Raw genomic sequence first — 25,968 nt, 5'->3', positions numbered from 1 at the left:
ATCGTAGCGTGCAGAGCTCTATGATGGATCCCGGGTCAAGCCCGGGATGACGCCGCGTTGCCGCAGCCGATCAGCCGCTCGCCTCCCCGGCGCATCCCGAGGGCCAGAGCCGATGCAGACGGATTACCGAAACCGCGAGAAGCGCAGGCGCGCGGCCTGGATCGCCTTTCTGATCCTGCCGCCGCTCGCGATCATGCTGACCTTCGTGGTCTGGCCGCTGCTCTCGGCCCTGAGCGCGGCGTTCTATCGCTGGGACGGCATGGCGCAGGGCGAGTTCGTCGGCCTGAAGAACTTCGCCGAGGTACTGTTCGGCGAGCATTTCGCGGCGCTGACCTGGCGCGCCTTCCGCCACAACCTCTTCGTGTTCTTCGCGCTCTTCGTGGTGCAGAACAGCGTCGGCTTCCTGCTCGCCTGGTTCATCTATCGCGAGCCCTTCGGCTTCCGCTTCCACCGCATCGCGATCTTCATGCCGGTGATCCTGTCGACCGTGCTGGTCGGCTTCCTCTGGAAGCTGTTCCTCGATCCGAATTTCGGGCTGGTGAACCAGCTGCTGGAGATGATCGGGCTCGGTAACCTGCGCCAGCCCTGGCTTGGGCAGGAGACGACGGCGCTGCCGGCGCTGGTGTTGGCCAATGCCTGGCACTGGATCGGCTTTCCGGCACTGGTCTATCTCGCCGGCATGCAGCGCATCCCGCGCGAGATTCTCGAAGCCGCCAAGCTCGACGGCTGCAATGGCTGGCAGATGCTGACCCGCGTGGTCTGGCCGCTGGTCACGCCCTCGACCACGATCACGCTGACGCTGCTCTTCATCGGCGCGTTCAACTGGTTCGAACTGCCCTATATCATGGCGGGACTGGACGGCTCGCCCTATGGCTCGACCGACGTTCTCGGCCTGTATTTCTACCGCACCGCCTTCGGCAACCAGACCGCCGGCCTGCAGGATTTCGGGCACGGCAATGCGCTGGCCGTGCTGATGTTCCTGTTCATCGCGGTGTTCGCGACGATCATCACCCAGTATCTGCGGCGGCGGGAGGTCGCGCTGTGATGTTCCGCGCTGCCAGCAACGACCCGCTCTTTCCGCGCAGCAGCGCCGGCAGCCTGATCGCCGCCGCGCTCCTGATCGGCAATTCCGTGCTGATGCTCTACCCGATCGTCATCATGGTCTTCTCGGCCTTCAAGACGACGCCGGAAATCTTCGACGCGCCCTTCGCCGTGCCGGATTTCGGCTATGTCGAGAATTTCGTGCGGATCTGGGGCGAGACCAGTCTGCCGAGTTATTTCGTCAATTCGGTCGTCATCACCGGGACGTCGATCCTGCTGACGCTGCTCTTCGGCACGATGGGGGCCTATGCGCTGGCGCGCTACAGCTTCCCCGGCAATTCGGCGATCTTCATGTTCTTCCTCGCCGGGCTGATGCTGCCGCTGAAGCTCGCGGTGATCCCGCTCTTCCTGCAGATGCGCGATTTCGGCCTGCTCGACACAAGGCTCGGCCTGATCCTGATCTACACGGCGATGGGCCTGCCCTCGACGATCTTCATCATGACCGGCTTCCTGCGCACGCTGCCGGTCGAGCTGGAGGAGGCCGCCCGCATCGACGGCGCCTCCGAGCCCCGTATCATGCTCTCGATCATGCTGCCGCTCTCGATCCCGCCGATGGTGATCGCCGCGATCCAGAACGCGGTGCCGACCTGGAACGACTTCTTCTTCCCGCTTGTCTTCATCCAGACCGACGCCCGCAAGACCCTGCCGCAGGGCCTCTCGGTGTTCATGGGCGAATACACCACCGACTGGGGCATGCTCTTCGCCGGCCTCACCATCGCGGCGCTGCCCCTGACCATCGTCTACATCCTGATGTCCAGGCAGTTCATCCGCGGCATGACCGCCGGAGCGGTGAAGTGACGATCGACCCTCTGATCCCGCAGCGCAGCCTTGCCGTCTCCTGCCAGGCGCGGGCTGACAATCCCTTGCACGGCCCGGCCTTCATGGCGGCGATGGCGCAGGCCGCAGAGCAGGGCGGGGCGCTCGCGCTACGCGCCAATGGCCCCGCCGACATCGCCGCGATCCGCGCTGTCAGCCGCCTGCCGATCATCGGCATCCTCAAGCGCTGGGACGATCGCTTCCCGGTCTATATCACGCCGGACTTCGCCAGCGCCGCAGCGATCGCCGCGGCCGGCGCCGACATCATCGCGCTCGATGCCACTGCGAGAGCGCGCGACGGCGAGCCGCTGGATCGATTGATCGCCCGCATCCGCGACGAACTGGGCAAGCCGGTCTTCGCCGATTGCGCCACGCTGGAGGATGGCGTGCGTGCCGCCGCGCTCGGCGCGGGCTATATCGCGACGACGCTCTCCGGCTATACGCCCGAGACTGAAGCGCGAAAGGCGCTCGGCCCCGACATCGCCCTGATCGAGGCGCTGGCCAGGGTGGTGTCCGTGCCGATCGTTGCCGAAGGGCGCTTCGAACAGCCGGAGCAACTGGAGACAGCTTTCAAGGCCGGCGCGCATGCCGTGGTGGTTGGCACGGCGATCACCAATCCCCGCGAGATCACCCGCCGCTTCGCCCGTCATGTCGGCGCCTGAGGCAGGGCTCGGCCTCGGCATCGAGACCGGCGGAACCGGCTCGCGCTGGTGCCTGTCCGCACCGTCTGGCGCGGTCGTGGCGCGGGGCGAAATGGAGCCCATGACCGGCCATGTCTTCACGCAGGCCGAGCGTGAGCGGGTGGGCGGTATTTTCGCGCGGTTAGCGGTCGAGCTTGAGAGCATCGGGCAGCCAACGGCCATCATCGCGGGTGTCACCGGCCTCGGTCCGGAAAGTGCCGTCCGGGCCGTCTTCTCGGAAATCCTGGCGACGGCCTTCGGATGCCCCGAAGACAAAATCCTCGTCGTCGATGACATGTGGCTGGGCTATCGCGCCCGCTTCCAGCCCGGCGAAGGCATCATCGTCTATTCCGGCACAGGCTCGATCGGCTACCACCTCAGTGCTGGGGGTGAGATCATCCGGGCGGGCGGACGCGGCGTGCTGCTCGACGATGGCGGTTCCGCCGCCTGGATCGCGGCCGAAGCTCTGCGTCGTTTGCTGCGCCGCGAGGACGAGGCTCCCGGTTCCGGTTGGGAGAGCGTGCTCGGTCATGCGCTCACGCAGGCACTGGGCGGGGCCTCCTGGGATGCCGTGCGCACCCATGTCTATGGCGGCGATCGTGGCAGTCTCGGCCTGCTGGCGCGTTCGGTTGCCGTGGCGGCGGAAGCGGGCGATGTGACGGCCATCGATATCTTCACGCAAGCCGGCGCCGAACTGGCGCGGCTCGCGCTGGCATTGAGGGCGCGCGTCGGCCCCAAGCCGGTCGCGCTCTGCGGCCGTGCCGCGACGCTGTCGCCGCTGATCGCACAGCGTTTCCGGGCGGAGGTGGCATCGCCGGTCGCGCTGGACGAGATGCAGGTCGATGTGCCCGGCTGCGCGGCCCGCCTGGCCTGCGAGCTGACCCAGGCAGATGAGACGCGATTTTAGGAGCAGCATGGCGACCGTCTTCTTCGTCACCCATCCTGAAGTCGTCGTCGACCCGCAGGTCCCCGTGCCGGATTGGGGCCTCTCCGCCATCGGCTGGGCGCGCATCGAGGCGTTCTGCCAACGGCCGGAGCTGGCTGGCGTGACCGACGTCTTCACCAGCGACGAGCGCAAGGCGATGGACTGCGCCGAGGCTTTCCAGCGTGCGCGCGGCCTGTCCTTCACCGCACGCGAAGAGCTGCGCGAAAACGACCGCTCGGCCACCGGCTATGTCGCGCCGCCGCGCTTCTGGGAGATCGTCGACCGGTTCTTCGGGGAGCCGGATACCAGCATTCTCGGCTGGGAGACGGCACGGGATGCGCAGGCGCGGATCAAGGCCGGCGTCGCCGCCTGCATCGCGGCGCGAAGCGGCACCGGCGATCTCGTGATCTTCGCCCATGGCGGTGTCGGTACGTTGCTGCTCGGCGATCTCCGCGGCGAGCCGATCTCGCGCAAGCACGGCCAACCCATCGCCGGAGGCGGCTGCTATTTCGCTTTCGATATGGAGAGCCGCGCCCTGCTGCACGGCTGGCGCGACATCGTTCCCGAAGGGGGCGCCGCTGCTCCTTAAGCTTTTGGCCGGACCAGCGAGAGCGCCCCGGCGATCGCGTCGCTTTTCACATGCGACAGCCGCCGCCGGACATCCGGCGCGAGCCAGGCTTCCATTGCCGAGGACAGGCCGCCGATCAGCGCCACGCGCGGTACGCTGCGCTCGAACAGCGTGCGCAGCATCGCATCGATCATCGCGGCGGCGTTCTGCATGATCATGCGGGCATGGGAATCGCCGAGATCGGCATGGCGCAGCACCAGCGGCGCCAACGTCGCGTAGTCGGTGGCATGGGCCTTGTCCATCCAGGCGATGACCTCGAAGGGATCGGACTCGAAACGCGTCAGCACGTCCTGCGTGAAGCGCGTCGCGGGCTCGCGTCCGTCATGGGCGCGCAGCGAGACGCGGATGGCGGCGAGGCCGAGATCGGCGCCGCTGCCCTCGTCGCCGATCGGGAAGCCGTAGCCGCCGATCCTGAGCTCTTCGCCATTGACCCGGGCGAGCCCGATCGAGCCGGTGCCGATGATGACGATGCCGCCATCCTCGCCCGCATGCGCGCCGAGGCAGGCGGCCAGACCGTCGCTCTCGAAGATCGTTTGCGCGAAGGGTGTCTCCCAGGCGGCGAGCGCCTCCTGCATGCCCTTGCGCCCGATGCCGGCGAGGCAGATGCCGGCATGGACGCGCGCGAAATCGGCTTCGCTGAGGCCGGCCTCGGCGATCGCGCCGCGTGCCGCCTGCATCACGGCGCCTAGCGAGGTTTCAAGCCCGAGCCGGAGCGAGGCCGGGCCGGCGATGCCGGAGCCCAGCACCTCGCCCTGGGCGGTTTCGAGCCGGCAGCGGCAGCCCGTGCCACCGCCATCGACGCCGAGATAGAGATCGGCCGGGGCGCTCATGCCGGGACCCGCTCGATATCGGCGCCGCAGCGCTTGAGCTTGCGGTCGAGCGCCTCATAGCCGCGATCGAGATGGTAGATGCGGCTGACCACGGTCTCGCCCTCGGCGACGAGGCCGGCCAGCACGAGGCTGACCGAGGCGCGCAGATCGGTCGCCATCACCGGTGCCGCCTTCAGGCTGGCGACGCCACGAACCGTTGCGCTGGTGCCTTTCAAGGTGATGTCGGCGCCGAGCCGCACCAGCTCCGGCACATGCATGAAGCGGTTCTCGAACACTGTCTCGCGGATCAGCGAGGTGCCGTCCGCCACGCTCATCAGAGCCATGAACTGGGCCTGGAGGTCGGTCGAGAAGCCGGGATAGGCCTGGGTCATGATATCGATGCCGGTGAGTCGGCCGGGACGCGTCACCATCAGGCCGCGATCGCTCGGCCAGAGCCGCACGCCGGCCGCCTCCAAGGCCTCGCCGACTGCCGCGAGATGCTCGAGCCGCGCGCCGACCAGCTCAAGCTCACCGCCGGTGATCGCGGCGGCGACCGCATAGGTGCCGGCCTCGATCCGGTCTGCGACGATCTCATGGGTCGCGGGCGAGAGGCTCTGCGCGCCCTGGACCAGCAGGCGATGGCTGCCGATGCCCTCGATCCTGACGCCCATCGCGGCGAGGCAGCGGGCGAGGTCGAGCACCTCCGGTTCCTTGGCCGCGTTGACGATCTCGGTCTCGCCTTTGGCAAGGCTTGCCGCCAGCAGCGCGGTCTCGGTCGCGCCGACCGAGGAGAAGGGGAAGACGATGCGTGCGCCGGTCAGGCCTCGCGGTGCCCTGGCCTCGATATAGCCGCCGGCGACAGTGATCTCGGCGCCGAGCGCTTCAAGCGCCTTGATATGCAGGTCGACCGGTCGAGCGCCGATGGCGCAGCCGCCCGGCAGCGAGACGCGGGCTTCGCCGAAGCGCGCCACCAGCGGCCCGAGCACCAGGATGGTCGCGCGCATCTTGCGAACGGTGTCGTAGCTCGTCTCGCGCGGCCCGGCCCTGGCGGCATCGAGCGTCAGCGCATCGGCGGCCCGTCCCGAAAACGTCACACCATAGCCTTCGAGCAGGGTCTGCATCGTCTTGACGTCGACGACGTCCGGCAGGTTGCGCAGGGTCAAGGGCTTGTCCGAGAGCAACGAGGCTGCGAAGGCCGGCAGCGCCGCATTCTTCGCGCCACGGATTTCGACGGTGCCGGACAGCCTCCGGCCGCCGCGGATCAGGAGTTTGTCCATCAGCCCTGTCTCCGTGCCGGAATCATCGGCTTCTCATAGCGCAGGAAGCGGTGCTGCGCTCCGGCGAATTCGCGCACGTAGTCGCCCGTGACCTGCCAGCCGGCGCGTTCATAGAAGCGCCGCGCGCCTTCGTTGTTGGCAAAGACTTCGAGCGAGCAGGCGCCATGAGCTTCGCCATGAGCAAGCAATGCAGCGCCATGGCCCAGTCCGGTCTCGGCAACGAAGAGCATGGCGATGTGCCCTTCCTTGACCAGCAGGACGCCGCTTACGCCGTCCGCGTCGAGTACGGTCAGCTCTGCCAGTTCGCGGGCGAAGCGTGCCTCGAAATGCGCCTGATCGAAACCGAGCGCGGCAGCGCCGATGATCGGCCGGAAATGCGCGACATAGGCCTGCGCCATCAGCGCGGCGGCTGGCGCGATATCGTTCGCGACCGCCCCACGGATGATCACGACTGGCCCCTCAGCCGCGGATCGAGCTCGTCGCGCAGGGCATCGCCGAGCAGGTTGAAGCCGAGCGAGAGCAGGAGGATGCCGAGCCCGGCGAAGATCGCGTTCCAGGGCGAGAGCAGCACGAAATTGCGACCCTCCGCCAGCATCAGGCCGAGCGAGGGGGTTGGTGGTTGGGTGCCGAGCCCGAGGAAAGAAAGCGAAGCCTCGACCAGGATCGCCGCCGAGAGCAGCAGCGAGCTCTGCACCAGGATGACCGAGGCGAGATTGGGCAGGATGTGGCGCAGCATGATCCGCAGATCGGTCGCGCCGATCGAGCGGATGCCGGCGACGAAATCGCTCTCGACCAGCACCATGGCCGGCCCCCGGATCAGGCGCGCGAAGATCGGCACATAGACCACGGCGATGGCGATGGCGGCGCTCTCCGTGCGTGGGCCGAGCATGGCGATGATGCCGATGGCGAGCAGCATCACCGGGAAGGCGAAGAGGATATCCATCGCCCGCATGATGATGCGGTCCCACCAGCCGCGATAGAAGGCGGCGAGCAAGCCGAGGCTGCCGCCGATCATGAGCGCGAGCCCCACCGCGATGCCGCAGGCGATCAGCGCCGTGCGGTAGCCGTAGAGGATGCGCGAGAGGATATCGCGGCCGAGATGGTCGGTGCCGAGCCAATGCGCGGCGCTCGGCCCCTTCATCCGGGCGACGATGTCCTGTGCCAGCGGGTCATAGGGCGCGACCAGGGGCGCTGCGAGCGCGAGCGCGATCTGCAGGGTGACGAAGATGCCGGCGACGATGGCGATGCGACGGCTCTGGCTCATGACGCGGTCCTGAGCCGGGGATCGATCAGCGCATAGGCGAGATCGACGAGCGCGTTGACCAGCACGAAGCCGACGGTGACGACGAGAATCGTGGCCTGGACCAGCGGATAGTTGCGCTCGGCGATGGCGCCGAGGATCAGGCGGCCGAGGCCGGGGATCGAGAAGACCTGCTCGACCACGATCGCGCCGCCGAGCAGGTAGCCGGTCATGATGCCCACGCTGGTGACGAAGGGGATCAGCGCGTTGCGCAGGGCATGCCGGTAGAGCACGGCCCGTTCCCCCAGTCCCTTGGCGCGGGCGGTGCGGATATAGTCCTGGCCGAGCGCGTCGAGCACCGCCGTGCGCACCAGCCGCGAGAGGTTTGCCAGGATCGGCAGCGCCAGCGCGATTGCCGGCAGCAGCAGGCGCTGGAGATTGCCGAGCGGGTCCTCACCGAACGGGACATAGCCGAGCGAGGCGAAGCTCGGCGCCAGCGTCGCGACCGTCATCAGCATGACGATGCCGAGCCAGAATGACGGGATGGTGAGCCCGGCGATGGCGCCGACGCGCAGCACGAGATCGGCCCGCCCGCCGCGCCAATGCGCCATCAGGCAGCCGACGGGGATCGCGAGCCCCGCGCCGAGCACGAGCGAGAACAGGGTGAGCTGGAGCGTCGGCCAGATCTGGGCGGCGATCTCCTGCATCACCGGCCGGCCGGTCCAGATCGAGGTGCCGAAATCGCCGCGCAGGGCATGGCTGAGCCAGACCCAGTACTGTTCCAGCAAGGGCCGGTCGAGACCGAGCTCGCCACGCATCGCGGCGATGCGCTCCGGCGTCACCTCGGTATTGGCGCCGAGCATGATCGCCACCGCGTCGCCCGGGATCAGCCGGATCATCAGGAAGACGATCACGGAAATCCCGAACAGCACGATCAGGAGGTCGAGGCCGCGCTGCAGCAGGTGACGGAGCATGCCTCGATCCGGCTCCCGTCAGCGCAGGCTGGCGCGGCCGAGCGAGACCAGCGAGCGGTTGGCGTAGATGTCGTAGCCCTGCAGGTTGCTACGCACCGCGCTGAACAGCGTGGGATAGGCGATATGCGCGGCGGGCCCGGTGCAGCCCAGGATCTTCTGCGCGTCGCGATAGGCGGCCTGCCGCGCCGGCTTGTCCAGCGTCGCGCGGCCCTTGTCGAGCAGCGCGTCGAGCTCGGGATTGCTGTACTTGAAGACGTTGGTCGAGCCGCCGGTGCGGAAGGCGCGGTAGAAATAATCGTCCGGCTCGATGCTGCCGGCATTGGTCGAGGCGAAGAGGTCGAAATTCGAGTTGCGCCAGTCCTGCACGAACTGGCCGAGCTCGGGGTTCTTCAGCTCTACCTTGAAGCCGGCCTTGCCGAGCTGCTGCTGCACCACCTGCGCGATGTCGCGGATGTCCTGTCGCGGCAGCACGGTCATGCTCACCGTGACCGGCGTCGCGACGCCGGCCTCCTTGAGCAGTGCCTGCGCCTTGGCGGGGGCATGGGCGTAGCAGGGCAGGTCCTTCACATCGACGGCCCAGTCCTTGAGTACTGCGGGCAGAGGGGCTGCCGGCGCGCCGCTGCCGAACAAGGCCGCATCGATGATTTCCTTGCGGTTCAGCGCGTAGTTCAGCGCTTCGCGCACCTTCGCGTTGTCGAAGGGCGGCTTCGAGGTGTTCATGCCGATCAGCGTGTAGGCGAGTTCCGTCGTCTCGTGCATCGCGATATTCGGCTTGCCCTTGAGCTGGAGCGCGGTCGCCGCATCGATATGCGGCAGGAGGGCGAACTGGCCGTTGCCGATGCCGACCTGACGGGTCGCGGCCTCCGGCACGAAGTTGAACTTCACGCCGGCAAGCTTGACTTCGGAGGCATTCCAGTAGCCGGCATGCTTGGCGAGGCGGATGAAGCCGTTGGGCTGCCACTCCTCGAACTTGAACGGGCCGGTGCCGACAGGCGCACGCTGGAGCGCATCCTTGTTGCCCTCGAGGCCGCGCGGCACGATGGCGATGCCGGTGAGCGAGGCCAGCAGCGGCGCGGAGGGTTCCTTGAGCTTCAATTCCAGCGTCGTCGCGTCGATGGCGGTCGCGCTTTCCATGGCGGAGAGGCGGCTGGCGAGCGGCGAGCCGACATCCTTCGACAGCACGCGGCGCAGCGACGAAGCGACATCCTCTGCCTCCATCGGCTTGCCATCATGGAAGGTGACGCCGGGGCGTAGCTTGAAGGTCACGCTCTTGCCGTCGGCCGAGGCGGTCCAGGACTGGGCCAGCCCCGGGATGATGTTGAGGTCCTTGTCGAGCGCGGTGAGGCCCTCGTAGATCGGGCCGAGCACGATCTGGGAGGAGGCGAAGGCCGTCACGATATGCGGATCGAGCCCGGCGGGCGAAGCCTCGACCGCGACTTCGAGCACTTGCGCCGAGGCGGTGCCGGCGAACAAGGCGAAGGCTGCGGCGGCAACGCTGCAGCGCAGGGCGCGACGCAGCCCGAAGCCCGGCTTCATGACATGTTGCATGACCACCCCTCCAAGTTATGAAACGGCGCCTTGGCCGGCGCTCGCGCGGGTTCTTGTCGTATATGGACCACTTATGGACCAATCTGGACAAGGCTTAGCCGATCGCCTAGAGCCGGTGCAAGCCTCGCGGCAGCTTCGCGCGAGGTTGCAGGGGAGCGGAGCGGCGATGCGTGACCTCGACAAGCCGGTGCTGACGGCGATCGGCGTGATCAGCGGAACCTCGATGGACGGCATCGACGTCTCAATCGTCGAGAGCGATGGCCGCGAGCGGCTCAGCTTCGGCGCCGGCGCCTCCTATCCCTATCCGCCTGAAACCCGCCGCGAGCTGCAAGCGCTGATCGCCGAGGCCGAGCGCGCGGTGACGGAACCCCTGCAGGAGCTGGAGGCGGCGGTGACCGCGGCCCATCTCGATGCCGTCAGGCAATTCATGACGGAGCAGGGGATCAGGCCGGAGAGCGTCGATCTCGTCGGCCTGCACGGGCAGACCGTCTATCACCGCCCCGAAATCCGCTTCACGCGTCAGTTGATGGATGGGCCTGCGGTGGCGCGCGCGCTGGGTATCCCGACGGTGGACCGCTTCCGCCATGCCGATGTCGAGGCTGGCGGCGAAGGCGCGCCCTTTGCGCCGCTTTATCACCGCGCGCTGGCCCAGGGACTGGAGCAGCCGGTGATGGTGCTCAATCTCGGTGGGGTCGGTAACGTCACTTATATCGATGGCGATGAGGTGATCGCCTTTGACACCGGCCCGGCCAGCGCGATCCTCGACGATTTCGTGCTGCGCCGCCTCGGCAAGACCTATGATGCCGACGGCGTTCTGGCGGCGAGTGGCACGGTGCGCGAGGACCTCGTCGCGGAATTCATGGTCAATCCCTATTTCGACCGGCCCGCGCCTAAGTCGCTGGATCGCAACGATTTCCACCGCCGCGCGCAGGTCGTCGAAGCGCTTTCCGATGCCGATGGCGCGGCGACGCTTGCGGCCTTCACGGTCGAAAGCGTGGTCGATGCGCTCCGGCATGTGCCGAAGGCGCCGCGGCGCTGGCTCGTCACCGGCGGGGGACGCCTCAACGGTCATTTCATGCGCCGCCTGCAGGCGCGTCTCGGCGTGCCCGTCGAGCCGGTCGAGGCGGCCGGCTGGGCCGGCGACGTCATCGAGGCGCAGACCTTCGGCTATCTCGCGATCCGCTCGGTGAAGGGCCTGGCCCTCAGCCTGCCCGGCACGACCGGTGTGCCGCAGCCCCTGACAGGCGGGCGACTCAATCTTCCGGCCTAGCGCCTGAGCAGCCGGCAGGCGCCGAAACCCGCGAAACAGAGCCCAGAACTACGCAGAACGCGTCGAAGCTGCAGTATAGCGGGAGCTGCGGGGGGTGAGAGAGGCAAGGCGGTTCCGGTTGCGACATGGCTTCCCTGTCCGCTTCCGGCTTGCTACTGGGCTAAAGTGGACTTAATTTGGTCTGGTCACAAGAGGCTATTCATGGCGACCGAAGATGTCAGCGCGCGCTTTCAGGATCTCGATGCCTGGGGCGATCTCGATATTCTGAAGGCGCTCTACGAGGGGCAGCTCGCGGCTGTCGCGGCGATCGCGACCTCGTTGCCGGCGATCGCCGAGGCTGTGGCTGCCGCGGTGCCGCGGCTCGAGGCGGGCGGGCGCCTGATCTATGCCGGCGCCGGCACCTCCGGGCGCATCGGCGTCCAGGACGGCGCGGAACTGACTCCGACCTTCGACTGGCCGGAGGAGCGCCTCGGATTCGCCATCGCGGGCGGCGACGAGGCGATCCTGCACGCGGTCGAGAATGCCGAGGATTCGGTCGATGACGGCACCGAGGCGATGCGCCGGGCGAGCGTCGGCGCGAATGACGTCGTCATCGGCCTCGCCGCCAGCGGCCGCACGCCCTATACGCTCGCCGCGATCGGCGAGGCCAAGGCGCGTGGCGCGCTGACGCTCGGCGTCGCCAATAATCGCGGTTCAGCCCTGCTGCGCACCGCCGATCTCGGCATCCTCATCGAGACCGGCGAGGAGGTCGTCGCCGGCTCGACGCGGATGAAGGCCGGCACCGCGCAGAAGATCGTGCTCAACCTGTTCTCGACCCTGCTGATGATCCGCCTGGGCCGCGTCTATCGTGGATTGATGGTCCATATGCGGGCCACCAACGCCAAGCTCAGGCATCGGGCGGCTGAGATGGTCGACATGATCACCGGTTGCGGCATCGAGGCGGCAGCGCGGCATCTCGACCGCGCCCGCGGCGACGTGAAACGCGCTGCCTTGCTGGCCAGCGGTGCCGACGCTGCGCTGGCCGAAACCCTGCTGACCCGCCATCGCGGCAATCTGCGCCTCGCGCTCGTCGATCTCGGGGCTGGGCCTTCGGCCGAGGCGACGGCCCGGCCCCGGGCGGCGCCGTGAGCGAGGCGATGCCCGCCAAGCAGCAGGCGATCCTGCAGGCGCTGGCCGGCGACGACCCGACGCCGCGTTATCTCAGGCTCGCCGGTGCGCTGGCACGCCTGATCGAGAGCGATGTCTTCCAGCCCGGCGATGCCGTGCCGTCCGAGCGCGATCTGGCGCAACTCACCGGCTATGCCCGCGTCACCGTGCGCAATGCCATCGACGAGCTCATCCGCAGCGGCACGCTCTCGCGCCGGCATGGCTCGGGCACCTTCGTCGCCTCGCGTATCGAGCAGCCACTCTCGGTGCTGGCGAGTTTTTCGACCGATATCGAGAACCGTGGCGGGCGGCCCGGTTCGATCTGGCTGTCGAAGGAGCTGACGCGGCCGAAACCGCAGGAATCGATGGCGCTGGGCCTGGGCCCCGCTGACGGCGTCGTGCGCCTGACCCGCGTCCGGACGGCCGATGGCGAGCCGCTCGCGATCGAATGCGCGGTCGTGCCGGCGACGATCCTGCCCTCGCCGGATCTGATCGGAACCTCGCTCTATGCCGCGCTGGCGGAGCGCGGCGCGGCGCCGGCCCATGGCGTGCAGCGCATCCATGCCGGCCTTGCGACAGCCGAGGAAGCGAAACATCTCGGCGTGCCCGCCGGCAGCGCCCTGCTGCGGATCGAGCGGCGCGCCTTCCTCGGCAATGGCAAGCCGGTCGAGTTCACGGTCTCCGCCTATCGCGGCGACCGCTACGACTTCGTCGCCACGCTGAAGGGCGAAGCCATGGGGCCGCAATCGTGACGCTCCCCGAACGGCAAGCCTGGCGTGCGAAGCGCCTGTTCGACGGGGCGGAGGTCCAGACGGACCGGATCGTCGTCGCCGAGGACGGCATCGTCAGCGCGATCCTTCCCGGCGATGCCGCGCCTGGTTGCGCGGTAGAGGACCTGCCGGAGGACGTCGTCCTGGCGCCGGGCTTCATCGACATCCAGGTCAATGGCGGCGGCGGCGTCATGCTGAACGACAGCCTGTCGGCCGAGGGCATCGCCACGATCTGCGCCGCCCATGCCCGCTTCGGCACCCGCTTCCTGCTGCCGACCCTGATCAGCGCGAGCCGCGCCGACATCGCCCGGGCGATCGCCGCCGCCCGCGAGGCGATCGCGCAGGGCGTGCCCGGTGCGCTCGGCATCCATATCGAGGGACCTTTCATCAATCCGGAGCGCAACGGCGCCCATCCGCTCGCCAATATGCTGCGGCCGGAGCCCTCCGATATCGATCTGCTGGCATCGCTCGGCCCCGGCGGCGTGACGCTGGTGACGCTCGCGCCGGAATGCGTGCCGAGTGGCTTCATCCGCGCGCTGGTCGATAGCGGCGTCAGGGTTTGCGCTGGTCACAGCAACGCTACGGCAGCGGAGATGGCGCGGGCCCGTGCGGAAGGGCTCTCCGGCGTGACGCATCTGTTCAACGCCATGTCGCAGCTCGGCTCGCGCGAGCCGGGCGTGGTCGGCTCCGCGATGTCGGATGACGGGCTTTCCGCCGGCATCATCGCCGATGGCCACCATGTCGCCTGGCCCTCGTTCCAGGCGGCGTTCCGTGCGATCGGGCCGGAGCGGATGATGCTGGTCACCGATGCCATGGCGACGATCGGCTCGCCGCGCGACGCCTTCGAACTGTTCGGCGAGACGATCCGCGTCAGCGACGGGCGCCTCGTCAATGTCGAGGGCCGGCTGGCCGGCGCCCATCTCGACATGAACACGGCGATCCTGAATGCGCATCGTCTTGGCGGTGCGACCCTCGCCGAGGCTCTGGCGATGGCGAGCACGGTGCCTGCCGCCTATCTCGGCCTGTCCGGCAGCCATGGCCGGATCGCGTCGGGCCGGAAGGCGGCCTTCTCCGTCTTGCGGATGGCGAACTAGGCGGACGCCACGAAATCCCGGCGCATCGGCGTGAAGACGTCGACGAGCACGCCGGCTTCGATATTGACCGCGCCGTGGATCGCGTCGGGCGGTACGGTGAAGCTGTCGCCGGCGACAAGGCGTTCGGTGTGGCCGGAGATGGTGATGTCGAAAACGCCGCTTTCGACCAGCGAGCACTGGATGTGCGGGTGGCTATGCGCCGGGCCGATCGCGCCGGCCTCGAAGCGCACCCGCACCATCATGACCTCGTCGCGATAGGTCAGGATCTTGCGCGTCACGCCTTCGCCGGCCGGCTCCCAGGCGAGATCGGCATCATGGGCGAAGTGCTCGTTCTTGCGGTCCATCTCGGTTCTTTCTCAGCGCGCGAGCCAGCCGCCATCGACCGGCAGCACGACGCCATGGATATAGGCGGCGGCGTCCGAGGCGAGGAACACGGCGGCTCCGCCCAGCTCCTGCGGATTGCCCCAGTGGCCGGCCGGAATGCGGGCGAGGATCGCGGCGTTGCGCTCGGGATCGGCGCGCAGGGCCTCGGTGTTGTTGGTGACGAAATAGCCCGGAGCGATGGCGTTGACGTTGATGCCCTTGCTCGCCCATTCGCAGGCCAGCAGCCGGGTCAGGCCGGCCAATCCGCTCTTCGATGCCGTGTAGGAGGGGATGCGGATGCCGCCCTGGAAGGAAAGCAGCGAGGCGATGTTGATGACCTTGCCGCCCTTGCCGTCCGCGAGCATGCGCTTCGCCACGCCTTGCGTCAGGAAGAAAGTCGATTTCAGATTCACGTCCATCACCGCGTCCCAATCGGCCTCGGTGAAGTCGATGGCGTCGGCACGGCGGATGATGCCGGCATTGTTGACGAGGATGTCGAGGCGTGAGCCATCGGCCTTCGCCGCGGCGTCGGCTTCCTCCACGATCCGCGCGATCGGCTCCAGCGTCGCGAGATCGGCGGTGATCTCATGGAAGGGCTTGCCGGTCTTGGCGACCAGCGCCTTGGTCTCGGCCATGTTGGAACGGCCGACCGCGACGATGCCGGCGCCGGCCTCGGCGAGCGCGACCGCGATCGCCTGACCGAGGCCCGTATTGGCCCCGGTGACGATCGCGGTCCGGCCGCTCAAGTCGAAGGCTGAAGACATCAGCGGAGGTCTCCGGTCGCGACCATGTCCATGTCGGTATAATCGACATTGTCGCCGCCCATGCCCCAGATGAAGGAATAGGCCTTCGTTCCGACGCCGGAATGGATCGACCAACCGGGCGAAAGGATTGCCTGCTCGTTGGCGACGACGAGGTGGCGGGTCTCCTGCGGCTCGCCCATCAGGTGGAAGACGCGCGCATCGGCGGGAACGTCGAAATAGAGATAGATCTCGCAGCGTCGGTCATGGACATGCGACGGCATGGTGTTCCAGATGCTGCCTTCCTCCAACGTGGTCACGCCCATGACGAGCTGGCAGGTCTCGCAGACGCCGGGGATGATGTACTGGCGGATGACGCGCTTGTTGGCGGTCGCCTGCTCGCCGAGCGCCAGCGTCTTGGCGTCTGACTCGCGGATCACCTTGGTCGGATGGACCGCATGGGCCGGGGTCGAGAGCAGATAGAACTTGGCCGGGTTCGACGCATCGTCGCTGGCGAAGGAAACCTCGCCCGCTTCCTTGCCGATGTAGAGCGCGTCGCGCTTGGCGAGCGCGTAATCCTTGCCGCCGACCGAGACCTTGCCGGGGCCGCCAACATTGACGATGCCGAGCTCGCGGCGCTTCAGGAAGGCGTCGGTGCCGACCGCCTTCGGCGTCGGCAGAACGATCGCGCTTGCCGTCGGCATGGCGCCGCCGACGATGACGCGGTCGAGATGGCTGTAGGTCAACTTGACCTCGCCCGCTGCGAACAGCGTCTCGATCAGGAAGTGGCGTCGCAGCTCCGCCGTGTCGAAGCCCTTGACGGCCTCGGGGTGGGAAACCTGGCGAATCTCGATGGTCATGATCGGTCCTTCAGTGGAACAGGCGCGGCAGCCAGAGCGACAGGCCGGGCACATAGGTGACGAGCAGGAGCACGGCGACGCTGGCACCGTAGAACGGCCAGATCGTGCGCATGGACTCGCCGATGGAGATGCGGCCGATGGCGCAGGCGACGAACTGCACCGAGCCGACCGGCGGGGTGTTGAGGCCGATGCCGGCGTTGAGGATCAGGATCACGCCGAAATGGATCGGGTCGACGCCGAAGGCCTTGACCACCGGCAGGAAGATCGGCGTGCAGATGATGATCATCGGCGCCATGTCCATAAAGGTGCCGAGCACCAGCAGGATCAGGTTGATCATCAGCAGGATGACGATCGGGTTGTCCGAGACCGCCTTCATCGCGGCGATCGTCGCCTGCGGCACCTGCAGGAAGGCCATCAGCCAGCCGAAGGCGCCGGCCGTGCCGATGACCAGCAGCACCATCGCCGTGGTCCGCACCGCGCCCAAGGTGGCCTCGACGAAGGCCGTCCAGGTGAGCTGGCGATAGACGAGGATGGTGACGAGGATGGCGTAGACGACGGCGACGCAGGAGGATTCCGTCGCGGTGAAGACGCCGGAGCGGACGCCGCCGAAGATGATGCCGATCAAGAGGATGCCGGGCAGGGCCAGCACGACATAGCGTCCGACGGTCGCGAAGCCGGGGAAGGGCTCGCGCGGATAGCCGCGCTTCACCGCGACCGCCCAGGCTGCGACCATCAGCGCCCCGCAGAGCATCAGGCCCGGCACGATGCCGGCGGTGAACAGGTCCGCGATCGAGAGATTGCCACCCGCCGAGAGCGAATAGATGATCATGTTGTGCGAGGGCGGGATCAGGAGCGCGATGATCGCCGCGTTCGCGGTGACGTTGACGGCGTAGTCGGCGTCATAGCCGCGCTTCTTCATCTGCGGGATCATCAGGCCGCCGACGGCGGAAGCATCGGCCACGGCCGAGCCGGAGATGCCGCCGAAGAGCGTGCAGGTCACGACATTGACCTGGCCGAGGCCGCCGCGCAGATGGCCGACGAGGCTCGCCGCCATCTGGATCAGGCGCTCGGCGATGCCGCCGCGGATCATCAGGTCACCGGCATAGATGAAGAACGGGATCGCCATCATGGCGAAGGCGTTCATGCCGGAATTCATCTGCTGGAAGACGACGACCGGCGGCAGGCCCATATAGGCAACGGTCGCGACCGAGGCGATGCCAAGGCAGAAGGCGACGGGCACGCCGATCAGCAGCAGGACCGAGAAGGCGCCGAAGAGAATCCAGAGTTCCATGGTTCAGGCCTCCTGGCTTTCGCCGAAATGGACGAAGCCGAGCGGCGCCTGCTGCTCGCCGGTGATGAAGAGAAGGAGCTTTTCCAGCGCGAAGAGCGCGATCAGCGCTCCGCCCGCCGCGATCGGCACATAATCCCAGCCGCGCGATATGCCGATGATCGGCATGCGGTCGGCCCAGGTGCCGGCGGCGAGCTGCCAGCCATAGCCGAGCATGGCCAGGCCGAAGGCGCAGACCAGAGCCTCGCCGATGACGATCAGCGCGGCCCGCACGGGCGGCGGCGACATCACCAATCCGACCTCGAAGCCGAGATGGTCGCTCTCGCGTACGCCCACGGCGGCGCCGAGCAGGATGAACCAGGACATCAGGAAGAGCGATCCGGCCTCGACCCAGATCGGCGTGTCGTTGAGCACATAGCGGCCGAACACGCCCCAGGCGACCATCACGGTCATCAGGACGAGGCCGGCCCCGGCCGCGATCAGCGCGAAGAGGCTGAGCTTGGCGTCGATACGAGTCAGGAAGGCGGTGAAAGCGCGCATGAAATCTGCCCGGGCTGGCAAGGGGCCGGAAGCCGGGCGGCCGTCAAAGACCGCCCGGCCTGAACGAGGCTCAGTTCACCGCCTGGATCGCGGCGACCATTTCCTTCAGCTTCGGGTCGGTGACGAACTTGTCGTAGACCGGCTTCATCGCGTCGATGAAGGGCTTCTTGTCGACCTGGTTGATCTGGGCGCCGCCGGCCTTGACCTTGGCTTCGGAGGCCTTCTCGCGCGCATCCCAGAGCTCGCGCATCTTGGCGACCGACTCCTTCGCAGCGGCCTTGATGATCGCCTGGTCGGCCGCGTTGAACTTCTCGAAGCTCTTCTTCGACATCACCAGCGCTTCCGGCGAGAGCGAGTGCTCGGTCACCGAGTAGAACTTGGAAACCTCGAAATGCCGGGTCGATTCATAGGACGGCCAGTTGTTCTCGGCGCCGTCGATGACGCCGGTCTGGAGGGCCGAGTAGACCTCGCCGAAGGGCATCGGCGTGGCGTTGGCGCCGAGTGCCGAGACCAGCGCGACGAACATGTCGGACTGCTGGACGCGGATCTTCAGGCCCTTCATGTCGGCGGGCGTGTTGATCGGGCGCTTGGAGTTGTAGAACGAACGCGAGCCGGAATCGTAGAGCGCCAGCCCGATCAGGTCGTGCTTCTCGAATTCCTTGAGCAGGTTGTCGCCGATCTGCCCGTCCATCGCCTTCCGCATATGGTCGACCGAGCGGAAGATGAAGGGCAGGGAGGGGATGTTGGTCGCCGGGATCAGGTTGTTGAACGGCGCCATGTTGATGCGGTTGATGTCGATGACGCCGAAGCGGGTCTGGTCGATCGTGTCCTTCTCCTGGCCGAGCTGGGCCGAGTGGAAGACGTTGATCTTGACGCGGCCCTGCGTGCGCTCCTCAAGCAGCTTGCCGAGATAGCGGACGGCCTCGACGGTCGGATAGTCGGTCGGGTGGATATCGGCCGAGCGCAGCGTGACGCTCTGGGCGAGAGCCGAGGTCGCGGCGGCGGCCGAAAGGGCGAGCGCTGCGGTATAGGCAAGGAAACTGCGGCGTGCGGTCATGGTGCGTTCTCCCGTGTTTTCGGGCGCGCTGCCGTTTCCCGGCTTGTTCGCTGGCGCCCCGAACTTAAGCTTGCTGTCCGCCCCGTTTTGGTTGCGGCAGTGATTGTATGGTAGTATGTTGCGGTATGGTACGCAACAGGCCCTGGAGGTTTTTGACTTGAGCCTTTCGTTGGCGTCACCCGCCCTCGCCTCGGGCGCTTCGGCGGCCGGGCGTGTCGAAGCCGAATTGCGCCGGGCGATCATCGCGCTCGAATTGCCGCCGGGTACGCGCCTGTCGGAGCAGGAGATCGCGCTGAAATACGGGGTTTCGCGCCAGCCCGTGCGCGAGGCGCTGATTGCGCTCGCCAAGACGCGGCTCGTCGACATCCAGCCGCAGCGCGGCACGGTCGTGGTCAAGTTCTCGGTGCGCAAGATGATGGAATCGCGCTTCGTGCGCGAGGCTGTGGAGGTCGCGATCGTCCGGCAGGCCTGCCAGTCCTTCGCCGCCCAGAGCCGGCAGCGCATCGCCGATTTCCTGGAGATGCAGGACAAGGCCGCGGCGCGGGACGACCATGCCAGCTTCCAGCGCTATGACGAGCTGTTCCATGTCGAGCTGACGGAAGGCGTCGGCATGCCGCTCGCCTGGGAGGCGATCCGGGACATCAAGGCGCATATGGACCGGGTCTGTCAGCTGACCCTGCCGGGGCCGGAGGCGATGCTGCCCTTGATCCAGCAGCACCGGCGCATCATCGCGGCGATCGATGCAGGCGACGCGGCCGAGGCCGAGGCCGCCATGCGCCACCATCTCACCGAGATCCTGCGGGCCCTGCCGAAGACCGAGGCGAACCACCCCGATCTGTTCGAGTAGAGCCGCGCGTTGTTGCGTTTGTGTAGGGTGGTCGCATTGACTTCCTGCCTTGCCCGGCGCCTACTCACTGCAAGCCGACTACCCCCGATCGGGCGGTTAGCATTCTCAGTTTCCGCGCTGCGCGTGGACGATCGGCTTCACAAGTGAAACCCACAATCGAGGCCTACACGGTCGCCATGCCGTGGTATGAGCGGGAGGACTTCTCCCAGCTCTGGGAACTCGCCCATGACCGGGACGAGATGCCGTCGGATTACGAGACCTGGCATCGCAATGCGGTGACCGTGATGAATGCCTGGCTGGCGCGGGGGCGGGCGCTGGAAATCGTCACGATCAAGCCGGCCGAATTCCTGGCCTGGCTGCGCGAAACCGGCCTGCCCAACACCGCCGAAACGCGCCGCCGATATGTCGAGCTTCGCGCCGTCGCGCATGGTCACGACGTCGCCTAGCCGCTCTGCCTCACGTTCGACGAGCTGACGCTGTAGGGCGTCTTGCCGGCTTCGGTTCAGGCGCCGCGCGAGGTCAGGTAATGGTCGAGGCTCGCGCGGGTTCCCGATTGCCAGAGCCGTCGGAGCGTCTCGCTGAAGGCGCGCCGGAAGTGCTCGTCCTGATCGAGCTCGCCATAGATGTCGTGCATCGCGAGCCAGGCTTCGGGAGTGCCGCGGGCGAGCCGGGCCTGCTCGGTCAAGCGTGCCCAGCTGGGGTCATTGGGCTCTATGGTTTGCCGGCTTTCTGTCTCGCCATAGCAGTAGCGGCACCATAAGGCGCTCACCAGCGCAAGCCCGCCGATCGGCCGGCCAGCCTGCAGGGCATCGCGCAGCGTCGGCAGGATGAACTTCGGCTGGCGGTTGGAGCCGTCGAGACAGAGCCGGCGGATCGTGTCGCCGATCTTCGGATTGGCGAAACGCCGCTCGATGGTCCGCTTGTAGCCGGCCAGATCGGTATCCGGCACCGGCGGGACGACGGGAATGACCTCGTCGTCGAGCAGGGCCGAGAGGAAGCGGGCGATCTGGGTGTCCTGCATCGCCTCATGGACGAAATGGATGTCGAGCAGGCCGGCCGGATAGGCAATCGCCGCGTGGCCGCCGTTGAGGATGCGGATCTTCATCAATTCGAACGGCGCGACATCGGCGACGAACTGCACGCCGACGTCCTCAAGGCGCGGGCGGCCGGCCGGGAAATGATCCTCCAGCACCCATTGCCGGAAATCCTCGCAGAAGACCGGGCGGCTGTCCGCGATGCCGAAATCGTCGCGCAACGACTGGCGCTCGCGCTCCGAAGTCGCGGGGGTGATGCGGTCGACCATGCCATTCGGGAAGGCGACGCTGTCGCGGATCCAGCTTGCGTCGTCGCGGTCGATCAAATCGACCAGCCCGGCGACGGCATCCGCCGTGACATGGCCGTTGCCCGGCAGATTGTCGCAGGACATCACCGTGAAGGGCGGCAAGCCAGCAGCGCGGCGCCTGAGGAGGCCGGCGGCGATCAGGCCGAAGGCGGTCTTCGGTACGGCCAGGCGGTCGGCTGCGTCGGCGGCGATATCGGGATGGCCGGGATCGAAGGCCTGCGTCGCCGGGTCGATATAGTAGCCGCCCTCGGTCACGGTCAGCGAGACGATCCGCGTACGGGGATCGACGAGGCGCGCGATGATCGCGGCCGTATCGCCCGGGGGAACGAAACTGATCATCGCGCCGGCGACGCGCGCCTGCGATCTCTCAGCCTCCTGCGTTACCACCGTGGTCAGGAAGTCCTGCGCAGCGAGGTCGCGGCCCATCTCGGCATCGCTCTCGCGCACGCCCGTTCCGATGATCGCCCAGTCATGGTCCAGCCCGCGCTCGAAGAGCTCGTCGAGATAGGCGGCCTGATGGGCACGGTGGAAATTGCCGACGCCGATATGGACGATGCCGGGGCTCAGCTCGTCCCGCCGATAGCCGGGAATGCCGACCGAAGGCCCGAGCTGCCCGAGCGTCGACAGCGACAGGCGTGTCGCCATGGCTCAGGCCTTCCGTGCAGCGCACAGCATCAGGGCGAGGTCGGGACGATCGCTGGTGATCTGCGCGATCGGCTGGCCGAGCCAGAAATCGAGTTCGCGCACCGTGTTGGGCACCCAGGCGCCGAGCTTGTCGCGCCCGACGATGCCGACGGCGCGGTCGACGCAGAGCCGCAGCAGGGACTGCTCGACGGCGATGATGCAGCCGAGATCGACGAAGCGCTGCAAGGTGCGATCAACGCCGCCAAAGGCCTCGCAGGAGCGCCGGTCGACCGAGGCAAGCCGGCGCATATGCGGCGCCTTCGCCCGAATCTCCTCGATCACCTCCGGCACGAAGCAGGTCAGCACGACGCGCGAGGTCATCTTGCGCGCCTCGACCAGCGCGATGACCTTGTCGAGCAGGCCGGGATAGGGATTGCCGAAGGCATCCATTTTCATCTCGATCTCAAGCTCGATCCCGGTCGGGCCGAAGACATCGAGCACCTCCGGAAGCGTCGGGATCGTCTCGCCCAGCGTATCGTCGAGGGTCACCTTGGCGAGGGCTGCGCGGGAGAGATGCGCGACCGGCCCCTTGTGGTCGGTGGTGCGCTCGAGCAGCGGGTCGTGGATCACCATGATCTCGCCGTCGCTGGAGAGATGCACGTCGAGCTCGACGGCATCCACGCCGAGGGCGCAGACGTTGCGGAAGCCGCTCAGGCTGTTCTCCGCCCAGATATTGCGCGCGCCGCGATGACCGATGATCCGCATATCAAAAAGCCCTGTTAGCCGTGTGGCGGGTTACTTGCCGCTATCCACCAGCCCCTTCACGAACCAGCGCTGGAGGATGAGGATGACGATGGTCGGCGGCAGCATCGTCAGGAAGGCCGCGTTCATCAGGAGGTGCCAGGTCGGCAGCGAGTCGCTCTGCGGCATCAGCTTCTTCAGGCCGATCACGGCATTGGCCATGGCGGGCTCGGTGGTGAGCAGGAGCGGCCAGAGATACTGGTTCCAGCCCATCAGGAAGAGGATGATCGCCAGCGCCACGATATTCGAGCGCGAGAGCGGCAGCAGGATCAGGCGGAAGAACTGCCAGGGCGTGGCGCCGTCGATGCGCGCGGCCTCGCAGAGCTCGTCGGGGATGGTGAGGAAGAACTGGCGGAACAGGAAGGTCGCGGTCGCCGAGGCGATCAGCGGCAGGATCAGGCCGGAATAGGTGTTGACCAGGTTCCAGTCCAGATCGACCAGCGCCTTGATGCCGAGCCACGAGCCGAGAATGTTCAGCGGCAGCGCGACATTCGCGGCGGATTCATAGGTCGGCACGATGCGCACCTCGATCGGCAGCATCAGCGACATGAAGATCAGCCAGAAGGCCGTCATCCGGAAGGGAAAGCGGAAATAGGTGACGGCGAAGGCCGCGATCACCGAGACCGCGAGCTTCCCGATCGTGATGCCGGTCGCGATGATGAAGGAGTTGAGCAGGAGGCGGCCGAAATTGGCGTTGCTCAGCACCGTCTGCATGTTCGCGAAGAACTGGCTGCCCGGCAGCCAGGACATCGGCACGCGCATGATCTCCTGCTGCGTGAGCGAGCCGGTGACGAAGACGAAATAGATCGGCAGGCAGACGAGCGCCGCGCCCACCAGCAGGATGAGGTGACATACTGCGTCGATGAAGGGGGCGCGCTCGTTCACAGCAGCCTCTAAACGCTGTAGTTCACGCGGCGCTCCACGAAGCGGAACTGCGCGAAGGTCAGAAGCAGGGCGAGCGCCATCAGCACGACGGATTGCGCAGCCGAGGAGCCGAGGTCGAGCGTGACGAAGCCGTCCTGGTAGACCTTGTAGACGAGGATCGAGGTGGCGCCGGCCGGACCGCCGCGCGTGGTGGCGTCGACGATGGCGAAGGTCTCGAACAGCCCGTAGACGAAGTTGATGACGATCAGGAAGAACAGCGTCGGCGCGATCATCGGCAGCGAGATGCGCAGGAAACGCTGGATCGGCCCCGCGCCATCCAAATAGGCGGATTCGAGGATCGACTGGGGCACCGACATCAGGGCGGCGACGAGGAAGATGTAGTTGTAGCAGATGTGCTTCCACGAGGCGGCCATGACCACCAGCGCGAGTGCATGCCAGGAATTGCGGTTCGGGTCCCAGTCCAGCCCCATCCCCTGCAGCATATGGGCGACGGGGCCGACGCGAGGATTGAACAGGAAGGCGAGCATGATGCCGGCGATCGCCGGCGCGATGGCATAGGGCAGGAGCAGCACGGTGCGATAGGCGCCGCGCCCGCGCAGGATATGGTTCGAGGCGAAGGCGAGCAGCAGCGCCAGCGACAGGGTCAGCACGTTCTGCGCGATCGTGAAGATCAGCGTGACCTGCGCCGAGGACCAATAGACATTGCTGCGGAAGAGCCGCTCGAAATTCTGGAAGCCGACCCATTGGGTCGTGGCGCCGAACGGGTCGGTCAACTGGAAAGCCTGGATCAGCGCCCTGATCGAGGGGATGAAGAAGAACAGCAGCAGGATGAAGAGCTGCGGCGCGAGCAGCCAGAAGGGCAGGCGCCATTCCTTGAAATGCGCGCGCTTCAGCCCGCTTTCCGCCTGGCCGTCACCGGTGCCTTTCAGGAAAAGGCGCCGCAGCGGCGAGCGGAGGCGTGGACCGCCTCCACTCGCCGCCTGGGCGAGGCCGGCCGGCTTATTTCTTGCCAGCATTGAGCTGCTCGTAGCGGCGCAGCGCCTCGTTGCCGCGCGACACGGCATCGTCGAGCGCCTGCTGCACGGGCTTGCGGCCCAGGAAGGCGGCCGAGACCTCTTCCATGATGGCGACATTGATCTGGTTGCTGTTGCCGATACGGAAGCCGAGCGAATTGTCGCTGGGCGTGCCGCGCATCAGCTGGAGCACGGCGATCTCGCGGGTCGGGTTCTTTTCGTAATAGCCCTGCGCCTTGGCGGCGTCATAGGCGGCGGTCGTGACCGGCACATAGCCCGTCGCCTGGTGCCACCAGACCTGCGTGTCGGTCTTGGCGAGGAAGTCGTAGAAGGCGGCGACGGCCTTGTACTTCTCCGGCGTATGGCCCTTCAGGGTCCAGAGCGCGGCGCCGCCGATGACGCTGTTCCGTGGCGTGACGCCCTGCTCATAGGGGATTTCCCTCGCGCTCCAGTCGAACTTGGCGGCCGCGACGACGGCGGCATGCGAGGCGGTGGAAGCGATGATCGTCGAGCATTCGCCGGAGGTGAAGAGCTGGATCGGGATGATGCCCTGGCCGGCGAGCTGCATCACGCCCGACGAGACGAGGCGCTTCATCCGCTCGACCTGGCCGACGAGCTTGCCCTTGTTGAAGACGAAATTGGTGTCGAGCCCGTCCATGCCGTTGCGCTTGGTCGCATACGGGATGTCGTTCACGGCGCTGTAGTTCTCGAGGAAGCTCCACTCGTAGTCGCCGGGGAGCACCATCGCGCATTTCGAGACGCCCTTGGCCTTGATCGCGTCGAGCTGCGGCTCGAGCTCCTGCCAGGTCGCGCCGGGCTTGTCGAAGCCGGCAGCTTTGAAATGGTCGCGGTTGTAGAACAGGATCGGCGTCGAGGAGTTGAACGGCATTGCCTGCAGCTTGCCGTTGATGGCGAAATAGCTGACGACCGGCGCGATGAATTTCGAGGTGTCGAGCGGCATGCCCTGCTCGGCCATCAACTCGTTCGTCGGGACGATGGCGCCGGAATTGACCATGGTCAGGAAGGAGCGCTCGTTCGACTGCACGATTTCGGGCTGACGCTTGGCGCGATAGGCCGCGATCGTGCCGTTCAGGACCTCGTCATAGGTGCCCTTGGCGATCGCCTTGACGACATAGTCCTTCTGCGAGTCGTTGAACTTCTTCACGACCTCGTCGACGCGCTCGCCGAGCGCGCCGCTCATCGCGTGCCAGAGTTCGATTTCGGTCGCCGCCTGCACAGCGGAGATTCCCGTCAGCAGCAGGGCGCCTGCGCCCGCCAAAGCACCATAGAAAGGTCGCATCTCAAAGCCTCCCTCATTCGTCTTCTGCGA

At 67.0% G+C, this 25,968-nt stretch carries 28 protein-coding genes; 11 read left to right on the top strand and 17 right to left on the bottom strand.

All coding sequences use genetic code 11. The features are described from left to right. Window positions 1–112 precede the first annotated feature (112 nt). Genes WFK61_RS06200 through WFK61_RS06180 form a run of 5 tightly spaced genes read left to right on the top strand, consistent with a single transcriptional unit; the run spans window position 113 to window position 4,111 of the window. A complete protein-coding gene (locus WFK61_RS06200; RefSeq protein WP_336810672.1) occupies window positions 113–1,045 on the top strand; it encodes a carbohydrate ABC transporter permease in 933 nt (310 codons plus the stop codon). Next, complete coding sequence (locus WFK61_RS06195) at window positions 1,045–1,899, top strand: carbohydrate ABC transporter permease (RefSeq protein ID WP_336810671.1); 855 nt, start codon at window positions 1,045–1,047, stop codon at window positions 1,897–1,899. The genes WFK61_RS06200 and WFK61_RS06195 overlap by 1 nt, the downstream gene beginning before the upstream one ends. Next, window positions 1,896–2,579 (top strand): N-acetylmannosamine-6-phosphate 2-epimerase, encoded by a 684-nt coding sequence (locus tag WFK61_RS06190; RefSeq protein WP_336810670.1) that lies wholly within the window; start codon window positions 1,896–1,898, stop codon window positions 2,577–2,579. Before WFK61_RS06195 ends, WFK61_RS06190 begins: the two co-directional genes overlap by 4 nt. Beyond that, window positions 2,566–3,504 carry an N-acetylglucosamine kinase gene (locus WFK61_RS06185; RefSeq protein ID WP_336810669.1) on the top strand — a complete coding sequence of 313 codons (939 nt, stop codon included), beginning with the start codon at window positions 2,566–2,568 and terminating at the stop codon, window positions 3,502–3,504. The genes WFK61_RS06190 and WFK61_RS06185 overlap by 14 nt, the downstream gene beginning before the upstream one ends. A gap of 7 nt (window positions 3,505–3,511) precedes the next feature. Then, a complete protein-coding gene (locus WFK61_RS06180; RefSeq protein WP_336810668.1) occupies window positions 3,512–4,111 on the top strand; it encodes a histidine phosphatase family protein in 600 nt (199 codons plus the stop codon). Here WFK61_RS06180 and WFK61_RS06175 read toward each other — a convergent pair. Genes WFK61_RS06175 through WFK61_RS06150 form a run of 6 tightly spaced genes read right to left on the bottom strand, consistent with a single transcriptional unit; the run spans window position 4,108 to window position 9,998 of the window. Then, entirely contained in the window at window positions 4,108–4,980 is an 873-nt protein-coding gene (locus WFK61_RS06175; RefSeq protein WP_336810667.1) for a glucosamine kinase nucleotide-binding domain-containing protein, read from the bottom strand. The two genes, WFK61_RS06180 and WFK61_RS06175, sit on opposite strands and share 4 nt — an antisense overlap. Further along, window positions 4,977–6,236 (bottom strand): UDP-N-acetylglucosamine 1-carboxyvinyltransferase, encoded by a 1,260-nt coding sequence (gene murA, locus WFK61_RS06170; protein WP_336810666.1) that lies wholly within the window; start codon window positions 6,234–6,236, stop codon window positions 4,977–4,979. The genes WFK61_RS06175 and murA overlap by 4 nt, the downstream gene beginning before the upstream one ends. Next, entirely contained in the window at window positions 6,236–6,685 is a 450-nt protein-coding gene (locus WFK61_RS06165; protein ID WP_336810665.1) for a GNAT family N-acetyltransferase, read from the bottom strand. The genes murA and WFK61_RS06165 overlap by 1 nt, the downstream gene beginning before the upstream one ends. After that, window positions 6,682–7,500: an ABC transporter permease gene (locus WFK61_RS06160; protein ID WP_336810664.1), complete on the bottom strand. Its 819-nt coding sequence runs from the start codon at window positions 7,498–7,500 to the stop codon at window positions 6,682–6,684. The genes WFK61_RS06165 and WFK61_RS06160 overlap by 4 nt, the downstream gene beginning before the upstream one ends. Beyond that, window positions 7,497–8,450, bottom strand: a complete 954-nt coding sequence (locus tag WFK61_RS06155; RefSeq protein ID WP_336810663.1) for an ABC transporter permease — start codon at window positions 8,448–8,450, stop codon at window positions 7,497–7,499. The genes WFK61_RS06160 and WFK61_RS06155 overlap by 4 nt, the downstream gene beginning before the upstream one ends. A gap of 18 nt (window positions 8,451–8,468) precedes the next feature. Next, entirely contained in the window at window positions 8,469–9,998 is a 1,530-nt protein-coding gene (locus WFK61_RS06150; RefSeq protein ID WP_336810662.1) for an ABC transporter substrate-binding protein, read from the bottom strand. A gap of 166 nt (window positions 9,999–10,164) precedes the next feature. Here WFK61_RS06150 and WFK61_RS06145 point away from each other — a divergent pair, with 166 nt between their 5' ends. The 4 genes from WFK61_RS06145 to nagA all read left to right on the top strand — a co-directional run bounded on the left by WFK61_RS06145 (window position 10,165) and on the right by nagA (window position 14,278). Continuing rightward, a complete protein-coding gene (locus WFK61_RS06145) occupies window positions 10,165–11,268 on the top strand; it encodes an anhydro-N-acetylmuramic acid kinase (RefSeq protein WP_336810661.1) in 1,104 nt (367 codons plus the stop codon). 201 nt (window positions 11,269–11,469) lie between these two features. Then, window positions 11,470–12,396, top strand: coding sequence for an N-acetylmuramic acid 6-phosphate etherase (locus WFK61_RS06140; protein WP_336810660.1), 927 nt, complete (start codon window positions 11,470–11,472; stop codon window positions 12,394–12,396). Then, complete coding sequence (locus WFK61_RS06135) at window positions 12,393–13,166, top strand: GntR family transcriptional regulator (protein ID WP_336810659.1); 774 nt, start codon at window positions 12,393–12,395, stop codon at window positions 13,164–13,166. Before WFK61_RS06140 ends, WFK61_RS06135 begins: the two co-directional genes overlap by 4 nt. After that, on the top strand, window positions 13,163–14,278 hold the full coding sequence (nagA, locus tag WFK61_RS06130) for an N-acetylglucosamine-6-phosphate deacetylase (protein ID WP_336810658.1): 1,116 nt from the start codon (window positions 13,163–13,165) through the stop codon (window positions 14,276–14,278). The genes WFK61_RS06135 and nagA overlap by 4 nt, the downstream gene beginning before the upstream one ends. Here the strand turns inward: nagA and WFK61_RS06125 are convergent. The 6 genes from WFK61_RS06125 to WFK61_RS06100 form a co-directional block, all read right to left on the bottom strand. Beyond that, entirely contained in the window at window positions 14,275–14,622 is a 348-nt protein-coding gene (locus WFK61_RS06125; protein WP_336810657.1) for a cupin domain-containing protein, read from the bottom strand. The genes nagA and WFK61_RS06125 overlap by 4 nt on opposite strands. A gap of 12 nt (window positions 14,623–14,634) precedes the next feature. Continuing rightward, the gene (gene kduD, locus WFK61_RS06120; RefSeq protein WP_336810656.1) at window positions 14,635–15,405 is read right to left on the bottom strand and encodes a 2-dehydro-3-deoxy-D-gluconate 5-dehydrogenase KduD; all 771 of its coding nucleotides are present in this window, start codon (window positions 15,403–15,405) and stop codon (window positions 14,635–14,637) included. Then, window positions 15,405–16,241, bottom strand: a complete 837-nt coding sequence (kduI, locus tag WFK61_RS06115) for a 5-dehydro-4-deoxy-D-glucuronate isomerase (RefSeq protein WP_336810655.1) — start codon at window positions 16,239–16,241, stop codon at window positions 15,405–15,407. Before kduI ends, kduD begins: the two co-directional genes overlap by 1 nt. 10 nt (window positions 16,242–16,251) lie before the next feature. Continuing rightward, window positions 16,252–17,532: a TRAP transporter large permease gene (locus WFK61_RS06110; protein ID WP_336810654.1), complete on the bottom strand. Its 1,281-nt coding sequence runs from the start codon at window positions 17,530–17,532 to the stop codon at window positions 16,252–16,254. Window positions 17,533–17,535: 3 nt separating this feature from the next. Then, window positions 17,536–18,069, bottom strand: a complete 534-nt coding sequence (locus WFK61_RS06105) for a TRAP transporter small permease (protein ID WP_336810653.1) — start codon at window positions 18,067–18,069, stop codon at window positions 17,536–17,538. Window positions 18,070–18,139: 70 nt separating this feature from the next. Beyond that, window positions 18,140–19,126, bottom strand: coding sequence for a TRAP transporter substrate-binding protein (locus WFK61_RS06100; protein ID WP_336810652.1), 987 nt, complete (start codon window positions 19,124–19,126; stop codon window positions 18,140–18,142). Between the two features lie 115 nt (window positions 19,127–19,241). On the opposite strand from WFK61_RS06100, the gene WFK61_RS06095 reads away from it, so the two are divergent. Together WFK61_RS06095 and WFK61_RS06090 are read left to right on the top strand one after the other, a co-directional pair. Then, entirely contained in the window at window positions 19,242–19,973 is a 732-nt protein-coding gene (locus tag WFK61_RS06095; RefSeq protein ID WP_336810651.1) for a GntR family transcriptional regulator, read from the top strand. Window positions 19,974–20,116: 143 nt separating this feature from the next. Next, entirely contained in the window at window positions 20,117–20,419 is a 303-nt protein-coding gene (locus WFK61_RS06090) for a hypothetical protein (RefSeq protein WP_336810650.1), read from the top strand. A 56-nt stretch (window positions 20,420–20,475) separates the two neighbouring features. Here WFK61_RS06090 and WFK61_RS06085 read toward each other — a convergent pair whose 3' ends face one another. From WFK61_RS06085 to WFK61_RS06065, 5 genes are read right to left on the bottom strand one after another with little or no spacing between them, the layout of a single operon-like run. Continuing rightward, entirely contained in the window at window positions 20,476–21,960 is a 1,485-nt protein-coding gene (locus WFK61_RS06085; protein ID WP_336810649.1) for a mannitol dehydrogenase family protein, read from the bottom strand. A gap of 3 nt (window positions 21,961–21,963) precedes the next feature. Beyond that, entirely contained in the window at window positions 21,964–22,704 is a 741-nt protein-coding gene (locus WFK61_RS06080) for a glycerophosphodiester phosphodiesterase family protein (RefSeq protein ID WP_336810648.1), read from the bottom strand. A 30-nt stretch (window positions 22,705–22,734) separates the two neighbouring features. Next, window positions 22,735–23,625 carry an ABC transporter permease subunit gene (locus tag WFK61_RS06075; protein WP_336810647.1) on the bottom strand — a complete coding sequence of 297 codons (891 nt, stop codon included), beginning with the start codon at window positions 23,623–23,625 and terminating at the stop codon, window positions 22,735–22,737. A gap of 8 nt (window positions 23,626–23,633) precedes the next feature. Continuing rightward, entirely contained in the window at window positions 23,634–24,641 is a 1,008-nt protein-coding gene (locus WFK61_RS06070; protein ID WP_336810646.1) for an ABC transporter permease subunit, read from the bottom strand. After that, entirely contained in the window at window positions 24,625–25,938 is a 1,314-nt protein-coding gene (locus WFK61_RS06065; RefSeq protein ID WP_336810645.1) for an extracellular solute-binding protein, read from the bottom strand. Before WFK61_RS06065 ends, WFK61_RS06070 begins: the two co-directional genes overlap by 17 nt. Window positions 25,939–25,968: the final 30 nt, after the last annotated feature.

This window comes from Allobosea sp. MMO-172 (assembly GCF_037147855.1).
In the GTDB taxonomy this organism is placed as follows: domain Bacteria; phylum Pseudomonadota; class Alphaproteobacteria; order Rhizobiales; family Beijerinckiaceae; genus Allobosea.
The sequence above is the reverse complement of the archived record's forward strand: the minus strand, read 5'-3'. Positions and strand labels throughout refer to the sequence as shown.

Bases quoted from the DNA above. Each gene is read 5' to 3' on its own strand.
- WFK61_RS06200 (WP_336810672.1), top strand. From the start codon at position 113: ATGCAGACGGATTACCGAAACCGCGAGAAGCGCAGGCGCGCGGCCTGG.
- WFK61_RS06195 (WP_336810671.1), top strand. From the start codon at position 1,045: ATGTTCCGCGCTGCCAGCAACGACCCGCTCTTTCCGCGCAGCAGCGCC.
- WFK61_RS06185 (WP_336810669.1), top strand. From the start codon at position 2,566: ATGTCGGCGCCTGAGGCAGGGCTCGGCCTCGGCATCGAGACCGGCGGA.
- WFK61_RS06180 (WP_336810668.1), top strand. From the start codon at position 3,512: ATGGCGACCGTCTTCTTCGTCACCCATCCTGAAGTCGTCGTCGACCCG.
- WFK61_RS06175 (WP_336810667.1), bottom strand. From the start codon at position 4,980: ATGAGCGCCCCGGCCGATCTCTATCTCGGCGTCGATGGCGGTGGCACG.
- murA (WP_336810666.1), bottom strand. From the start codon at position 6,236: ATGGACAAACTCCTGATCCGCGGCGGCCGGAGGCTGTCCGGCACCGTC.
- WFK61_RS06160 (WP_336810664.1), bottom strand. From the start codon at position 7,500: ATGAGCCAGAGCCGTCGCATCGCCATCGTCGCCGGCATCTTCGTCACC.
- WFK61_RS06155 (WP_336810663.1), bottom strand. From the start codon at position 8,450: ATGCTCCGTCACCTGCTGCAGCGCGGCCTCGACCTCCTGATCGTGCTG.
- WFK61_RS06150 (WP_336810662.1), bottom strand. From the start codon at position 9,998: ATGCAACATGTCATGAAGCCGGGCTTCGGGCTGCGTCGCGCCCTGCGC.
- WFK61_RS06145 (WP_336810661.1), top strand. From the start codon at position 10,165: ATGCGTGACCTCGACAAGCCGGTGCTGACGGCGATCGGCGTGATCAGC.
- WFK61_RS06140 (WP_336810660.1), top strand. From the start codon at position 11,470: ATGGCGACCGAAGATGTCAGCGCGCGCTTTCAGGATCTCGATGCCTGG.
- WFK61_RS06125 (WP_336810657.1), bottom strand. From the start codon at position 14,622: ATGGACCGCAAGAACGAGCACTTCGCCCATGATGCCGATCTCGCCTGG.
- kduD (WP_336810656.1), bottom strand. From the start codon at position 15,405: ATGTCTTCAGCCTTCGACTTGAGCGGCCGGACCGCGATCGTCACCGGG.
- kduI (WP_336810655.1), bottom strand. From the start codon at position 16,241: ATGACCATCGAGATTCGCCAGGTTTCCCACCCCGAGGCCGTCAAGGGC.
- WFK61_RS06110 (WP_336810654.1), bottom strand. From the start codon at position 17,532: ATGGAACTCTGGATTCTCTTCGGCGCCTTCTCGGTCCTGCTGCTGATC.
- WFK61_RS06105 (WP_336810653.1), bottom strand. From the start codon at position 18,069: ATGCGCGCTTTCACCGCCTTCCTGACTCGTATCGACGCCAAGCTCAGC.
- WFK61_RS06100 (WP_336810652.1), bottom strand. From the start codon at position 19,126: ATGACCGCACGCCGCAGTTTCCTTGCCTATACCGCAGCGCTCGCCCTT.
- WFK61_RS06095 (WP_336810651.1), top strand. From the start codon at position 19,242: ATGTTGCGGTATGGTACGCAACAGGCCCTGGAGGTTTTTGACTTGAGC.
- WFK61_RS06085 (WP_336810649.1), bottom strand. From the start codon at position 21,960: ATGGCGACACGCCTGTCGCTGTCGACGCTCGGGCAGCTCGGGCCTTCG.
- WFK61_RS06080 (WP_336810648.1), bottom strand. From the start codon at position 22,704: ATGCGGATCATCGGTCATCGCGGCGCGCGCAATATCTGGGCGGAGAAC.
- WFK61_RS06070 (WP_336810646.1), bottom strand. From the start codon at position 24,641: ATGCTGGCAAGAAATAAGCCGGCCGGCCTCGCCCAGGCGGCGAGTGGA.
- WFK61_RS06065 (WP_336810645.1), bottom strand. From the start codon at position 25,938: ATGCGACCTTTCTATGGTGCTTTGGCGGGCGCAGGCGCCCTGCTGCTG.